Origin of the sequence: Candidatus Enterococcus avicola, from assembly GCF_047470845.1 — a bacterium.
GTDB classification, from domain to species: domain Bacteria; phylum Bacillota; class Bacilli; order Lactobacillales; family Enterococcaceae; genus Enterococcus_D; species Enterococcus_D casseliflavus.
In genome coordinates this window covers 90,627-105,873 of sequence record NZ_JBLGTY010000001.1, presented here as the reverse complement: position 1 = coordinate 105,873, position 15,247 = coordinate 90,627, and the positions used below count along the sequence as shown (strand labels likewise).

The 15,247-nt window shown below is 45.2% G+C and carries 12 protein-coding genes; all 12 read right to left on the bottom strand.

Going from position 1 to position 15,247, the window contains the following annotated elements:
* Positions 1–11 precede the first annotated feature (11 nt).
* Entirely contained in the window at positions 12–1,454 is a 1,443-nt protein-coding gene (locus ACI3E5_RS00490) for a glycoside hydrolase family 1 protein (RefSeq protein WP_005226517.1), read from the bottom strand.
* A 381-nt stretch (positions 1,455–1,835) separates the two neighbouring features.
* Positions 1,836–3,143, bottom strand: a complete 1,308-nt coding sequence (locus tag ACI3E5_RS00485) for a PTS sugar transporter subunit IIC (protein ID WP_123833485.1) — start codon at positions 3,141–3,143, stop codon at positions 1,836–1,838.
* Positions 3,144–3,469: 326 nt separating this feature from the next.
* Complete coding sequence (locus ACI3E5_RS00480; protein ID WP_016608973.1) at positions 3,470–4,783, bottom strand: PTS sugar transporter subunit IIC; 1,314 nt, start codon at positions 4,781–4,783, stop codon at positions 3,470–3,472.
* A 7-nt stretch (positions 4,784–4,790) separates the two neighbouring features.
* Positions 4,791–6,071 (bottom strand): glycoside hydrolase family 140 protein, encoded by a 1,281-nt coding sequence (locus tag ACI3E5_RS00475; RefSeq protein WP_010748509.1) that lies wholly within the window; start codon positions 6,069–6,071, stop codon positions 4,791–4,793.
* 46 nt (positions 6,072–6,117) lie between these two features.
* Positions 6,118–6,975 (bottom strand): alpha/beta hydrolase, encoded by an 858-nt coding sequence (locus ACI3E5_RS00470; protein ID WP_123833483.1) that lies wholly within the window; start codon positions 6,973–6,975, stop codon positions 6,118–6,120.
* 12 nt (positions 6,976–6,987) lie between these two features.
* Positions 6,988–8,436, bottom strand: coding sequence for an FGGY-family carbohydrate kinase (locus ACI3E5_RS00465; RefSeq protein ID WP_428208005.1), 1,449 nt, complete (start codon positions 8,434–8,436; stop codon positions 6,988–6,990).
* 1 nt (position 8,437) lies between these two features.
* Positions 8,438–9,379, bottom strand: a complete 942-nt coding sequence (locus ACI3E5_RS00460) for a transketolase family protein (RefSeq protein WP_123833481.1) — start codon at positions 9,377–9,379, stop codon at positions 8,438–8,440.
* The gene (locus ACI3E5_RS00455; protein WP_005231740.1) at positions 9,366–10,202 is read right to left on the bottom strand and encodes a transketolase; all 837 of its coding nucleotides are present in this window, start codon (positions 10,200–10,202) and stop codon (positions 9,366–9,368) included. Before ACI3E5_RS00455 ends, ACI3E5_RS00460 begins: the two co-directional genes overlap by 14 nt.
* On the bottom strand, positions 10,193–11,611 hold the full coding sequence (locus ACI3E5_RS00450) for an L-fucose/L-arabinose isomerase family protein (protein WP_010748503.1): 1,419 nt from the start codon (positions 11,609–11,611) through the stop codon (positions 10,193–10,195). Before ACI3E5_RS00450 ends, ACI3E5_RS00455 begins: the two co-directional genes overlap by 10 nt.
* 31 nt (positions 11,612–11,642) lie before the next feature.
* Positions 11,643–11,930, bottom strand: a complete 288-nt coding sequence (locus tag ACI3E5_RS00445; RefSeq protein WP_498820699.1) for a hypothetical protein — start codon at positions 11,928–11,930, stop codon at positions 11,643–11,645.
* A gap of 169 nt (positions 11,931–12,099) precedes the next feature.
* Positions 12,100–13,107 carry a LacI family DNA-binding transcriptional regulator gene (locus ACI3E5_RS00440; protein ID WP_428208003.1) on the bottom strand — a complete coding sequence of 336 codons (1,008 nt, stop codon included), beginning with the start codon at positions 13,105–13,107 and terminating at the stop codon, positions 12,100–12,102.
* Between the two features lie 117 nt (positions 13,108–13,224).
* Positions 13,225–15,246, bottom strand: a complete 2,022-nt coding sequence (pulA, locus tag ACI3E5_RS00435) for a type I pullulanase (RefSeq protein WP_347482862.1) — start codon at positions 15,244–15,246, stop codon at positions 13,225–13,227.
* Position 15,247 lies beyond the last annotated feature (1 nt).

The following is a 15,247-nucleotide window of genomic DNA, read 5'->3' as shown; positions in this document are numbered from 1 at the left end:
TAACGAAACACTTAGGCCAACTCTTCTCCGTTTGTTGCAATGACTTGCTTGTACCAATCGAAGGATTTTTTCTTGGAACGATCCATCGTGCCGTTGCCTTCGTCATCAAAGTCAACATAAATAAAGCCATAGCGTTTGCTCATTTCGCCTGTTGAAGCACTGACAAGGTCGATACAGCCCCATGGCGTGTAACCGATCAAGTCTACGCCATCAGCGATCGCTTCCCCCATTGCTTCAATGTGGCGGCGCAAGTAATCGATACGATAGTCATCTTCGATCTTACCTTCTTCGTTAAAGGTATCAATGGCTCCTAAGCCGTTTTCCACGATAAACAACGGTTTTTGATAACGATCATACAATTCATTCAACGCGATGCGCAGCCCTTCTGGGTCGATTTGCCAGCCCCATTCACTTGCTTCTAAGAATGGATTGCGGACGCCGCCTAACAAGTTTCCTTGCACTTCATCGGCTTCTTCTGTGGTGATATCCACGGCAGAAGACATGTAGTAGCTGAAGCCAACATAGTCAACAGTATGTTCAGCAATCAAGGCTAAGTCTTCTTCGGTAATCTCAAGATCCTCTTTATTGACGCCGTGTTCTTTGTACAAACGATCCGTAAAGGATGGGTATTTTCCACGTACCTGCACGTCGGCACAGTAGTAGTTGAAGGCTTGATTATGGATCATCGTCGCCACTTGGTTGACTGGGTTCGCATCAATGCTGTAAGTCGTTGCATAAATGATCATACAACCGATCTGTAACTCTGGGTTTAATTCATGGCCGATTTTGACTGCTTTACTGCTGGCAACAAATTGGTTGTGCCACGCTTGGATCACATTTGTAAAGTCGCTGGCACCCGTGCTGTTGACCATTCCTTGACTCAATGCGGAGAAATGGAAAGCAGAGTTGATCTCATTGAAGGTCATCCAGTATTTGACTTTGCTGTGGAACCGTTCCAAGACAACTTTTGCAAAACGTTCATAGAAATCGATCAATGCTCGGTTTTTCCAGCCACCGTATTCTTTGGCTAAATGCAAAGGCATTTCATAGTGAGAGATCGTAACCACTGGCTCGATCCCGTATTTCAAACATTCATCGATCAGCGCATCGTAAAATGCTAGCCCAGCTTCGTTTGGTGTCGTTTCATCGCCTTTTGGAAAAATACGTGTCCATGCGATGGAAAAACGATAGCTCTTGAAGCCCATTTCTGCAAACAACGCAATGTCTTCTTTGAAACGGTCATAATGGTCGATCCCGCGATGATTTGGGTAGGTGTATTTGTCCTCATCGATCGTCCAATCAAACGTATCACTGCCTAAAATCGCTAAACGCTGTTTGCCGCCAGGCATTGCATCCGCCACTGACAAGCCTTTGCCATCGCGATCGAACGCCCCTTCTAATTGATTCGCTGCGGTCGCGCCGCCCCATAAGAAATTTTCTGGAAATTTTGCCATTTGCTCGTTCTCCTTTTGTTTTCTTTTGATAAACCTACCTAGCTGATTACTGAAAAATCCCCGATAAAAAACAAAAAACCTAAATAAGAGCCGCTGCTAAAACGAGAAGAGCGCTTTCTTATTTAGGTCTTGCCTGATCGAGTCAGTAACAATCCACGTGGGTTTTCTTTCTTTAACTATAGCACTAACTCATTGGCTTGTCACCATAAAATCGGTTTCTTTTAACCAGCGATCTTTTGAAAAAAGGGGAAATTTAACCAGTAATCCCTGTCAAATTAGCTTCTTTTAAAGAGTTTTTTATGAGTAGCCATTAAACAATTTCCTAACAATTACTGTTGACCCTTTCTATACGTTTAAGCAACTCCCTTTGATCTTCAACCATCAAGAAATCACTCGATCCATGCTTTGTTCTGCTGCTTTTTCTTGCGTTTCTTGCGCCAATTCTTGTTCGGCATTTTTCTTATCCAAAATGCGGACAAATGGGTAATAGATCAAGGCACACAAAGGAATCATCAGTAACTGAGCTACCCCGAGTTTCCAACTTCCTTGCAGAATACCTGAGAGAACGATGGGGGCACCAAAAGGCACTTGCATCCCGATAGGAATTGGTAAAATATTCGTGATGGTTAAGATATAGCCAATCACCACGCAAACAACTGGGCTTAAAATGTAGGGAATCGCCAGAATCGGGTTCATTACGATCGGTAATCCGAAGATCAGCGGTTCATGAATCCCGAAAAGTGCTCCTGGTGCTCCCAGCTTCCCGATAATTTTGAATTGTTTACTCTTTGACAAAAAGAGTAAAACTACTACTAGACCAAGCATGGCGGAAAAATTAGCATAAATACTCCAAAAAGAACCAGTCACTAAGTTAGGCATCGGTTCTCCTGCTTGATAAGCAGCCAAATTCTCAAGATCCAGAGCAGTCATTATTGGACGAATAACCGCTAATACAACGATTGCTCCGTGAATCCCAAAGACCCACAACAACTGCATGATCAATAAGGCGATACAAATCGACCAAATCGAACCTCCGAGACTTTGCAGTGGAATTTGTAGAATCGTGTATACAAATTGATGGAAACTACCGAATTCCGTCATCTTCCACAAACCGGCTGTTATCGTAAATAAGACTGCTACTAACACTGCTGGAACCAGTCCCGAAAATGTTTTGGCAATCGTTGGTGGTACACCCTCCGGCATCGTGATAACCAAGTTTTTATCGACAAAAAACACATACAAACGGGCAGTTAAGACACCCACGATCATCGCCGCAAACAACCCTCTAGCCCCCAGCCAGTCAAAGGTCAAGGCATTGATCACAAGCTCTCCATCTTCAAAAACACTGATTGGTGTTAAGACTAAAAAGGAAAATAAGGAAACAAAACCAGGGATCAAGCCTTCTTTTCCATACAAGCCTGCCAATTTGTAAGCGATGGAAAAAGCGGCATAAATAGCTAATGCATTTGTCGTAAATTGTGCCGGTAAGGCGATAATATCGCGAAACGGGGCAATCATTGATTGATAGACTTCGATTTGCATGGAAGACAACAGTGTACTGAATGCGCCGATGATCATGATCGGCAATAGCGACATCAATCCATTAGAGATTGCTTGCATATACTTATTTTGCTGAATCTTACTTGCGTAGTACTGGCCTTTTTCGGTGAACTTCTCTGCGAAAGTCATATAATACACTCCTTTTTGATCTGTGTCCGAGAAACAAAACGTCTTGATAGCAATTGTGGGGGAGCAGCTGGTATCTTTTTTAAAAAGACCCACACTGAGTAAAATCAAAAATCAGAAAATCTATTTGTGTCACATTTGCATTAGGATCATCGGCGTTTCCCCGAACCATTCGATTACTAAATAGATCAATCAGAGCCTATCTGCTTTCGGGAATGGCCGATCATTGACTGGATTCACCGTCTTAAGAAATCAAGTGTGCAAAAATTCACCTTGTCCCTTGTTGAAGAAGAACAAGGTCCTGCCTTTTACGCATTGTTCCCCTGAAGTCAGACGGTTTCTCCAGCTGGATCGATACTTTCAGTTTGACCCTCCGCTTGCGCAGCTTCTGCTTCGGTTTTTAATTTTCCTTTATCTAATATTTTGACAAAAGGAATGTACAGCAAGCAGCCTGCCAAAACGCAAACGACTTGTAGAACTGCGACCTGCCAGCCTCCAGCTAGAAACCCATTTAGAAAAATCGGTGTGCCAAAGGGAACTTGTACGCCACTAAGTCGTGGGACGATCCCACTCCAGATCGCTAGGTACGCCACAAGCACTTGAACCAATGGTGTTAATATGAACGGAATCGCCATGATTGGATTCAAAATCAGCGGTAAGCCAAAAATCACCGGCTCATTAATGGTGAACAATCCAGGAACGGCACTCAGGTTAGCGACTGTCCGTGATTGTTTTGATTTCGCCAACAGCAAAATAACGATAATCAATGACAATGTTCCCCCAGCCCCACCAATACCAGCAAACAAATCATAAAACGACTTGCTCAAAATATTCGGCAACTCGGAACGAGCAACGCCGCTAGCCAAAGCATCCATATTTTCCACATCCATTGGTAAGTACAAAGCGGTGACAAAGCTACCCACCACCAACGAACCATGGATACCGAAGAACCATAGCACCATTTGGATCAGTACAATAAATAACAACGAACCTACACTAGAAGACAAGCTTTGCAGCGGCATTGCCAAGATTTGATAGATGAAATCTGAGAATGAGCCATAAGAAGTAAAACTGAATGCCCAGCTAATGACGATCGCGGTAAACCCAGAAATAATTGCTGGAATCAAACCGGCAAAGGTATCCGTCACAAATTGCGGCACGCCTGCTGGCATTTTGATGGCGATATTTTTTTCTAAAATAAAGCAGTACAAACGAGCAAAGACTAAGCCACAGATCATAGCGGTAAACAAGCCTTGAGCACCGAGTTTGCTCATGTCGAGGGTCGTTGTTTCCTCTAAGGTAACCATTGGCGTCATCATCAAAAAGGCAAACAGTGAAACGATGCCGGCAGGAACCGCCGATTGCTTAAATTCTGTCGCTAAACGGTGACCGACCAGAAAGGAAGCGTACACTGAGATAACCCCGACGGTCATACTGTAACCGACGGAAAAATAGCCGCCAATATTGATCGAATTGATAAAGTCTGTCCATCCTTGAATCGGCAAAACTGCTAACAATAAGGCGATCGAACCAATAATGTTGATCGGCAGCGTCGCCATCAACCCGTTTGAAATTGCCTTTAAATACCGATTGTTGGAGATTTTATCTGCAAATACTAACACCTTATCCATATATTTATCCATTTTCTTTTCACTCCTTTATTTGGATGACAAACAATACATCTTCATGACAATTGTGGGGATGGAAAACAGTGATACCATCGGTAACTGTCAGTTTTGGTTTCAAGAAACGATTGGTATTCAAATCGATCAATGTGACAGTCGCTGTAGAAAGATCTCCTTGCAGGCGAACTGTTGTATTGCTTGGCAAGTAAAGCAACGCATCCTTCGATCCTGCGATGGCTGCCATACGAATCTGTTCATCTGCATCGATCAAGCGCTCTTGGCAAGGCACAAGCTCCTGAATATTTAATAATTCGAATAATTGCTTGATAAAGCCATAGTCATCTGCCCCAGGAAAAGATAAAGCTTCTGGCCAAATCATCGGACGATCAAACGCTTCCCCGATTTCTTCCGCAAAAGTCGCCGTCGGGGTTTGCCAACTCCAGATGCCGTGGGCACCGTACGTGATCCCAGCCGCGCCGCCGGCTAACAGTGATTGCCATGCCGCTTTGCGGACATCCTTTTGACCAAATCGGCCGTATACGTGACGGGCATAGCCCATTTGTTCATAACAAGGTTCTGAGTTGATGATCGGCAGCTGCGGTTGTCTTTGATAAAAACGCTCTGCCAAATAATAAGGCATATTCAAAAAGGCGCTGTTATGACCTGATTGGTATAAAAATAAGTCCAAATGTTCGACGATCGTTGCGGGAATCTCTTCAAAACGTCCCTTGATATGAATCGTTTTCAGGGTATTGGGCGAATGCTTTTCAAAGAAAGCAAAGGCTTCTAGATACGTATCGATGGTTGGCTGTGTTGGGAAATCCGTATCGCCACCAATAAAATAGATCGGATGGAAGGCATCAAAAGTCGCAATCACTTTTTGATAGTAGGCCTGGCGGCAATCCTCCGGCAACACGTTGCGTTCTTTGTCCAACTGGCTAGCCCACGTGCCTGCGACATAGTTTGACCACAAGACGACCAACGCTAAAGTAAAGCCTTTCTCGTCGGCAATTTTACAAAGACGCTGAGCCCGTTCGAAATAGGCATCCTCCCAAACAGTAAAATCAAAGACGCCCGCATCAAGAGGAAACGGCAAGCAGTCAAATTGACCACGGCTGCGATCCCATTGCGGTAACACATTGATTTGAAGGGTATTGAAGCCCTGCTCTTTGCGTTTGTCTAAGTAGGTGATCCAGTCATTTTCTTGAATACTAGTAAAGGCACTCCAGCAAGTATCGGCTAAATAAAAGAAATGCTGTCCGTCTCGCAATAAGGTGCGTTTGTTTTGGCTTACGGTGATTTTCACAGTGGTGCTCTCCTTTCATCGGCACAAGTTGTGCACCGACGATTTTTTAATCAATATAACTACTGAGCCAGCCTTCGCACAGCTCAAACCATTTAGCGACATGGGCATTGTGGTGACTTGGCTTGCGTGCCGTTGTTCGATCCGCTAATGCCAGTCCGTGTTCGCCTTTTTCAAAAATATGCAGTTCGAATGGAATCTTGGCTTCTCTTAATTTGACCGCCAGCTTCAACGAGTGCGCCACATCAACTAAGACGTCTTCCGTCGTATGCCAGAGAAACATCGGAGGTGTCCACTGATCGACATGATGCAAAATGTTCATGGATTGAATGGCTTCTTCCGTCGGTTGTTTACTCCCAAAAAAGCGTTCGTTGGCAGTTAAAGGTGTTTCGATCAGACTAGCAGCAAAGCCTAGCTCATCGATTGGGAAGGCATGCTCTTGATAAACCAATGGGTAGCCGGCGATCGCCAAATTCACTTTCAGTAAGTCACTGCTAACGCCCAACGCTTCTGCCAGCTCAGCATCGTGCCAGCGCGTCGCTAACTGCAACGCTAGATGTCCGCCTGCTGAAAAACCGCAAACGATGATTTGCTCCTCATCCACCAACCATTCTTGAGCATGCGCACGAATGGTTTTGACGGTTTGGGCGGCTTCCATCAAGGCATTGTGGGGAACGTTTTTCACTTGGTCACCGGTGGTGTACCATAAAACAACACTATTTAGCCCGATACTATTGAATTTCAAGGCAATGACTTCCGCCTCTCGATCACTGGTAAATGCGTAGCCGCCGCCTGGACAGACGATCACTAGCGGTCGTTTCTTGCCGACATTGTACTCTTTGGATTGGTGCAATAAATAGGTATCCACGTAAGCCGTTTGATTCAATTGGATTCGTTGGGTCTCCATATAGTTCCTCCTTTATCCTTCACTAAAAGCAGCTGATTTCTCAATGAACCGTTTCCATTTTTCATATTTCAAACGGATCACGGCCTGTTCGGCTTGCGGAACGATCGTGGTTTGCTGAATAGCTGGTTCATTCATGATTGAATTGGCAACAAGCATCGTGCCGATGGCTGAAAATTCTTCGACTTCGCTGACGATGACGGGTTTATTGATTAAAGTCGCCAATAAGCTCATCAAGGCGCGGTTTTTCGAAACACCGCCATCGATCATTACCTGATTGATCAGTCGTTCCGCGACTTCTTCCATCACATCGATCACTGCTTTAATTTGAAAAATGATGCTTTCTAGAACGGCTTTCAACAGCTCATGAGTCGTCGTCGTGCGTTTCATGCCGACAAAGCTGGCAGTCATCGTATTATCCCAAAAAGGGGCACCCATTCCTTGCAATGCTGGGATAAAATAGATGTCTTCTTGACTGTCATTGGTCAGCACTTCTTGACAGATCTCAGCTACATCTGGCAGCGGAGCCACTTGCTCACTGAACCAGTTGATGGCGTCACCACAGGAACGGATGATGCCTTCTAGCGCAAACGCTGTTTCCTGGCTAGTTTGCCAGCCGACCGTCGTCAAAATGCGGCGATCTCGCAACATCTGCTCCTGCTGCACTTGCATCATGATCGAACAACCAGTGCCCATCGTGATTTTTACATCCCCAAGGCTTTGACAACCTTCCCCGAATAATGCCGCTTGTGAATCGGCTAAGATCCCTTTGATAGGGATTCCGTGATAGCTACCGAAAACCGTATCAGCAGGTTTGATCGCTGGCAAGTCTGCTAGATGGATGCCAAAAAGTTTGACGAGTTCTGCATCCCAACGGCCCTCTTCAACATTGTAAAACAATGTTCGGCACGCGTTGCTGGCTTCGGTCGCAAATACTGTCCCTTGCGTTAAATTCCACAACAGCCAGCTGTCCATCGTACCGATCGCCAACTCGCCAGTTCCCGACTTTTCCTTGATGGCCGATAATTCTTGTGCCAGCCATTTCACTTTGGTGCCAGAAAAATACGGGTCTAAGCGTAAACCGGTCTTTTGATTGATCGTCCTTTCCCAGCCTTGTGCCGTCAATTCTTCACAAATCGCGGCGCTGCGGTTGCATTGCCACACGATCGCATTGTACAAGGGATTACCAGTCAATCGGTCCCATGCAACGATCGTTTCTCGCTGATTGGTCAAGGACAAGGAAACGATTTGACCTGCAGTGATCGCTTGTTCTTGAAACACTTGTGCCAGCAATTCTTGGACATTTTGCCAAATCTCGAGGGGATCATGTTCGACCCACCCGACTTTTGGATAAATTTGGCGATGTTTTTTATCGTAACGCTGCAGGATTTTCCCTTCTTGAAACAGTAAGAGCTTGGTACCGGATGTACTCTGATCTAAAACCAGCTGATAGGTCTTGTCCATCTTAAGCTCCTAGAAACGCAACCGCTGTTTTCGCTATGGAGGCACCGTCTAAGCCATAATGGGCAAACAGTTCTGACGAAGAACCAGTAATCAAGGCTTCATCCGGAAAAGCAATGATTTTTTGTCGAATGTCCGTTTCTTCTGTCAGTGTTTCCGCCACGGCAGCTCCTAAGCCGTTGTATTGGCTGTGTTCTTCCACAGTGATCACGGTGCCTGTTTCTTTCGCCACTCGTTTGACCGTTTCTGAATCAAAGGGCTTCAAGGAATGAACATTTAAAACGGTAGCAGTGATGCCTTGTTTTTCCAATAGCTCAGCAGCATCCAACGCTTGGCGCACGGTTTCGCCGGTGGCGATCAATGCGACATCTTGGCCGCTTCTCAGCTCAATGGCTTTGCCGATCTCAAAAGGATAATCTGCAGAATCATAACAATCTTCAACAGGATTGCGACCGAGACGGATATAGGCTGGTTCATTTGATGCCGCTAAGGCTTTAAACATTTGGATCGTTTCAAAGCGATCTGCTGGCAACAGCACTTGCAAATTAGGGATCGCTCGTGCCACTGCGATGTCTTGCAAGGAATGATGACTCATGCCTAATGCCCCATAACTGACACCGCCGCTGATGCCTACGAGTTTGACATTCTTATTCGAATACGCGACATCGACTTTGATCTGCTCGATACTGCGCATGCTGAGAAAACAAGCTGGAGATGCAACGAAAGGGCGTTTGCCCATATGGGCTAAGCCAGCCGCAATACTGACGATGTTTTGCTCTGCGATCCCTACTTCCACCAATTGTGTCGGTAATTCCTTGGCAAAAGGTGCTAACGAAGCGGAACCACGAGAATCACTGGTCAACACCGTGATCGCAGGATTCTTTTTTCCTTCTTCAATCAATACGTCGCACATCGCTTGGCGATTGGCAATATTATTTTTTCCCATGAGTCAAAACCTCCATTTGCTGATCAAGTTCGGCAATGGCTTGTGCAAGCTCTTCTGCCGTGGGCACTTTATGATGCCATTGCGCTTGATTTTCGGCTGCAGAATAGCCTTTGCCTTTGATGGTTTTAGCAATGATCAGCTTCGGTTGATTGGGCTGATGCGGTTTTTCTAATGCAGCCACCAAGGCAGCCATATCATTGCCATCAACGATATGCACATCCCAACCAAAGGCACGCCATTTTTCATCTAGCGGCTCCACTGCCATCACATCTTCCGAGGCTCCAGTGATCTGCAAGCCGTTGCGATCAATGATGGCGGTCAAATTGTCCAGCTGGTAGTTGGCAGCTGCCATGGCTCCTTCCCATACCGAGCCTTCTGCTAGTTCGCCATCTCCCAACAACGTATAGGTTTGATACGTGCGGTGATCCAGTTTGCCTGCCAAGGCGATCCCTACTGCGACAGGTAAGCCGTGGCCTAGCGAACCAGTATTCATCTCAACACCAGCTACTTTATTGTTTGGATGACCGATCAGTCGTGAACCAAATTGCGAAAAGGTGGCTAATTCTTCTTTCGGCAAAAAACCTTTGTCCGCTAAAACGGCCCATAGTACTTCTGCCGCATGTCCTTTACTTTGGATATACTGGTCACGATCTTGCTTTTGAGGATCTTTCGCATCGACATTCATTATCCGATAATACAAGGCCACTAAAATATCGGTACAAGAAAGATCCGAACCAGTATGACCCGTTTTTGCTTGATAGATCAGCTCTAACACGGATTTTCGAATCGTTAAAGCCTTCATCTCCAGCTCGTTTATTTCCATGATTGATCCCCTCTCAAGTATGCTTTGACGTCTTCTTCGATTGGATCATAAAAATCTGGCTGCACGCCGATGTATTTGCACGCTTCATACAAGATCGGCACCACATTTTTTCTGACCGCCGCAACATGATGAATATAAGGGCCTTCAACGAGTTTGAATTCCAAGCGATTCAAATTTGCAAATTCCAGATAGAGATAGGTCCCTTGATTGTATGGGCCATCGATCCCTTTACCAGTACCCATCAGTAGGGAGTACTCGCCGTTGTCCCCATCAAAGCGACACAGCGTATACTCGTCTTTGATTGCCCGAAAAGCGACTGATCCTGGATAGTCAAAAACAAAATGTCGTTGCGGCAAGATCGGTTTGGTCTCTGCGGTGGAATAAGCAAAAACTCCTAAGTGCTGCAGCAATTCGCCATTCTCATTTTCTGGATGGCGGCAGTTGACATCCGCAAAGATTGCTCGGTGTTCCCCCAACGAAGCGGCTTCGACCAACAGTTCCGAGATCGCCCCATGGACATCCGTCTCACAGACAAAAGGCAAACCTTCTTCTTGTAACAGCGACAAGGAGGCATACGGTAAAATACCGATTTCGTCTTGTAAGGCCGTCCAACACTGGATGACTCCTGCATTGCAGCCGTAGCTTTCACATAAGTTTTGCAAAGCCACTTTAAGGGCTGCCACCATCTCCAAATCTTTCGCCGAAATTTGGACTTCCGTATTGGTTTCGAAATAATCAATGACTGCTTGCACTTTATCTGGCTGCTGTTCTTTGACTTTCTTGATTTCTTGCACCACTTCTTGGATCGGTACTGGTGATAGCGAAATATTGAAACGCTCCAATAGTTCTCCTTCGTTGCAGATCACAGTCCAAAAATCAAAGGGGCGTGGGCCAACTTGCAAGATTCGTGTTTGTTTGAAGGTCTTGACGACATTGCAGACTTTAATAAAGTCTTGCAAGCCGCGGGCAAATTCTGGTGAATCAATATCAGAATTTTTGACATAGGTGAAAGGTACCTTGAAACGGCGCAAGACTTTCCCAATAGCGAAAAGACCGCATTGCGTATCCCGCAAACGTGAACCGTCGGCGGCTGGCGTCTCATCTTTAGGTCCCCACAGTAAGACGGGGACATCTAGTTTTTTGGCTAGACGAGCACAGGCATATTCCGTACCAAAGTTTTCATTGGCTAGAAAAAGACCGTCGATCTTCGCTGCTTTGAATTTTTCGGCGATTTTTTCAACCCCTTCATCATCGTATAGTAAGCCGTCTTCGTTGATATCTAAAATATCTACATAATCAATGGCGAGTTCGTCCATTTTTTGTCGTGTCAGATTGGCGTACTCAATGGCTGCTTCTGCACTAAACAAATTTCTTCTAGTCGGGGCGAACCCGATGGTTACTTTATCCATAAAACCACCCTTTGCGTTTTAGTATATTTAGCTAAATTTTTATTTCTTCGACGATTCGTGCTACATTTTTGCTCAGAAATTCCTCATCCGTCAGTAAAACGATTTTTTTATCAGGAAAGGCTGCTGCGACTTTCGCTTGATTGAAGCGGGTTTGAGGAGCTAAAATCAAAAAATCATAGTCATTCTCCACCATAAATATTTCTGAAAAAGGCGCGGAATTGACTTGGTAATGCTGTTCATCCGCTAGTTGCTCTTTGAGCGCTTTGACGAGCAGTGCACTGGAGAGCCCAGTGGCACAAAAGAGACCGATCTGTGTCATCTATTCACTTCCTCAAAATGTAATCCCTTACTTTTTACACCTTAAATATAGCACAAGCTAAATATTTTGCAATAGTTTTAGATAAATATTTTTGTTTAATAACTAAAAAAGGACAAAACGCTTGCTAAACGTTTTGTCCTTCTTCTTATTTTTCATATTATTTTTACTCTTAATTGATGCTTTCGCGTTCGACGATCGTCGTGGCGACCAGCATTTTCAGATGGTTTTCATCTTCACTCGTGATTTTCTCGATCAAGCGTCGCACGGCTTGGCGACCAAGGTACACTTTATCTACTTTGACGGTGGTCAGTGGTGGGTTGCAAAATTCCGCCAAAGGAATATCATCGAACCCAACAATGGTCAACGGATGATCGAGAAACACTTCGCGAATGGCTTTCATGGCACCGATGGCGATATTGTCATTGACCGCAAAAAAGGCGCTTGGCAACGGTCGCTGATCGGCACGCAAGGATTCCAAATAGACCTTCATGTCTTGATAGGAGCCTTCCAAGGTGGGTTCTACTAAGGCTTCCGTCTCTTCATAATGGATCAGATCATGCTCTTGGATCGCTTGGATGAACCCTTGCTTGCGTTCACGGAAGTTGTTGATTTGAAAGGTAGAATTGATAATGCCGATGTCACGGTGGCCTTTTTCGATCATCTTTTCAACGATCTCATAGGCACTGTCACGATTATTGATGGCGACAAAATCAAAGTCCTGCGAATTAAACACCGTATCTAAAATCACTAACGGTACTTCCAAATGGCGAAAGACTGCTAAATCTTGTTTTTCCAATTCCGTTCCTAACAATAGCAAACCATCTGCTAATTCTGGACGAATCTTTTCGATCGGGTCTTCTTCTGGTGCCAGTGTGATATGGGAAATGACCAGTTCATAGCCTAACGCACTGCACTCCATTTCGATTCCTCGGATCAATTCAGAAAAGAAAGGCGTATCCCCTACGACATTTCCTTGTTTGTTCATTATGACAAATTTGATTTTTTGGCTTTCCGTTTTTTTATTTTCTCGCTGATCAAAATACCCCATCTCACGAGCGATCTTCAAGATCGCTTGCCGTTTTTGTTCACTGATCCCCTTACGATTGTTGATCGCATTAGAGACTGTTCCGCTGGAAACGCCAGCTTTTCGGGCAATATCAGAGATCACAACTTTCATTTGCTCACCGCTTTCTGCTTCTCATTCTGTTAAAAGTATAGCAAAAGAATTGTTTTTTTACTACCAAAAAAGCTAAAACAAACTAAAATTTTTAGTTTGTTTTAGCTTCTACTTTGATTAGTTACTTTGTTCCGCCAAAATGCAGAAGGACAATGGGTCGATGGTTATCCTTGGGGCTGCTACGCCGCGAGAAGCGATCCCAGCTCCTTTGGGGTCAGCAACGAGGTGCCAAGAAGTATTTTCTGTTGCCGTCGGTAAGTCAAAGGACCAGCTTTCTTCCGTGCTGTTGAGTAAAACGAACAAGGAACGCCATGGATGCTGTTCGTCACGATTGGGTACTTGATACGCCAAGCGATTTTCATCCTTTGTCTCATAAAAGACCATGCTTTCAGCCGTTTGGATCGTGGCATCTCTCAATGGTGCATAGGACTGTCGCAATGCCCACAAGCCCCGATACAGCTCGCGCAATTCTTTGAAGGTTTTGGCACGTGCCCAATCCAGCTGATTGACTGTCAGTGGCGAACGGAAGGAGTTTTCATCGCCTTCTTTGGTACGGCCAAATTCTTCCCCAGCTTGGGTTAGCACGGCTCCTTGGCTAGTAAACAAAATGGCTGCTGCTAGTTTGTTACGAGCTAAAAGCTCAGGATCAAAATCATAATTTCTTTCCTTCGCTGAAGCCTGCATGGTTGCCACCAGTTTGTCCCATAAGGTCAAATTATCATGGACTGACGCATAGGCGATCACTTGACGGGGCGATTTTGCCCAGCGCTCGGCGCCTTCTTGTCCAGCAACTTTCGTATTTCCTTGAATCGCCGTTGCCAAATTTGCTGCATAAAAGGTTTGCTTGACTTGCGGTTGACCATTCATTCCTTGAATAAACGCGCCGTCTGTTTCTTCAAAGACATCGCCTTTGATACTGTCTCTTAAATCATTGCTAAAAACCGCAACGCCTTCTGACAGTGCCCAAACATTGCTTTTGTTCGCTGGGATATTCGGCTGAATAATTTGATTGCTGCCGGCATCCCATGGCTCGCCGTATAAAATCACATGGCTGAAGCCGGCATCATCTAGGCGTTGCCGCAACTGGTTCATGGTTTCCACATCGATCAAGCCCATCAAATCAAAACGAAAGCCGTCGATTTTGTATTCTTGCGCCCAATATAAAACTGAATCAATGATAAATTTGCGCATCATTTTCCGTTCAGAAGCCACTTCATTGCCGCAAGCAGAACCGTCCGCAAAATTCCCCGCATCATCTTGGCGGTAGTAATAATCAGGCACCGTCAAATTAAACCATGATTCTTCTGTGATCGCAGTGTGATTGAAGACCACATCCATTACAACGCCGATGGCTTCTTCATGCAGCGATTGGATCATTTGCTTGCATTCACGAATCCGCGCCTTGGGATCACTAGGATCAGAAGCGTATCGTCCTTCAGGGACATTGTAATTTTTCGGATCATAGCCCCAGTTGTAGGCAGACGAAGTTTCATCATTGTCAAAATCGAAGATCGGCAGCAGATGAACATAATTGATCCCCAGCTCTTTTAAATAAGCCATGCCAGTTGGTTGACTTTCATCCCCCACCAGATGGGTCTTTTTTTCAGTAAAGGCTAAATATTTCCCGCGATTTTCTGGTGAAATCCCGCTGTTTTCGGCGCCGCTGAAATCTTCGACATGCAATTCCCAAATATAGGCATCTGTGATCGATTGCTGACCGATGCCGTGAGTCTCCTGCCAGCCTTCAGGATCTGTTTCCTTTAAATCAATGATGGCCCCACGGTTCCCGTTGATCCCTACTGCCTTGGCATAAAGATCCACCGCTTCGACTTTTTGACCGTCTCGTTGAAATTCAAACGTATAAAACAGCTCTTTGACGGTTTCTTCCGTCGTGACTTGCCAACAGTTGTCTTCTTGGACCATTGGCAGTGTCAGCAGGCGATCGTCAGTCCCAGCGACACCGCTTTGATAAATCAATACTGAAACAGCCTCTGCCTCTGGTGACCAGCATTTGAACGTGGTTTGCTGTCCTTGAAAAGTCACACCAAGATCATTCCCGTGATACGTATGTTCTTCTAAAAAACCGATCCTGCGATCGATCGCAATCTTTTTTTCTCCATACTGCGTGTTTTGTCCCATC

What these genes read in the sequence shown, in the direction of transcription:
- ACI3E5_RS00490 (WP_005226517.1), bottom strand. Translation starts at nt 1,454, where the DNA reads ATGGCAAAATTTCCAGAAAATTTCTTATGGGGCGGCGCGACCGCAGCG.
- ACI3E5_RS00485 (WP_123833485.1), bottom strand. Translation starts at nt 3,143, where the DNA reads ATGACTTTCGCAGAGAAGTTCACCGAAAAAGGCCAGTACTACGCAAGT.
- ACI3E5_RS00480 (WP_016608973.1), bottom strand. Translation starts at nt 4,783, where the DNA reads ATGGATAAATATATGGATAAGGTGTTAGTATTTGCAGATAAAATCTCC.
- ACI3E5_RS00470 (WP_123833483.1), bottom strand. Translation starts at nt 6,975, where the DNA reads ATGGAGACCCAACGAATCCAATTGAATCAAACGGCTTACGTGGATACC.
- ACI3E5_RS00465 (WP_428208005.1), bottom strand. Translation starts at nt 8,436, where the DNA reads ATGGACAAGACCTATCAGCTGGTTTTAGATCAGAGTACATCCGGTACC.
- ACI3E5_RS00460 (WP_123833481.1), bottom strand. Translation starts at nt 9,379, where the DNA reads ATGGGAAAAAATAATATTGCCAATCGCCAAGCGATGTGCGACGTATTG.
- ACI3E5_RS00455 (WP_005231740.1), bottom strand. Translation starts at nt 10,202, where the DNA reads ATGGAAATAAACGAGCTGGAGATGAAGGCTTTAACGATTCGAAAATCC.
- ACI3E5_RS00450 (WP_010748503.1), bottom strand. Translation starts at nt 11,611, where the DNA reads ATGGATAAAGTAACCATCGGGTTCGCCCCGACTAGAAGAAATTTGTTT.
- ACI3E5_RS00445 (WP_498820699.1), bottom strand. Translation starts at nt 11,930, where the DNA reads ATGACACAGATCGGTCTCTTTTGTGCCACTGGGCTCTCCAGTGCACTG.
- ACI3E5_RS00440 (WP_428208003.1), bottom strand. Translation starts at nt 13,107, where the DNA reads ATGAAAGTTGTGATCTCTGATATTGCCCGAAAAGCTGGCGTTTCCAGC.
- pulA (WP_347482862.1), bottom strand. Translation starts at nt 15,246, where the DNA reads ATGGGACAAAACACGCAGTATGGAGAAAAAAAGATTGCGATCGATCGC.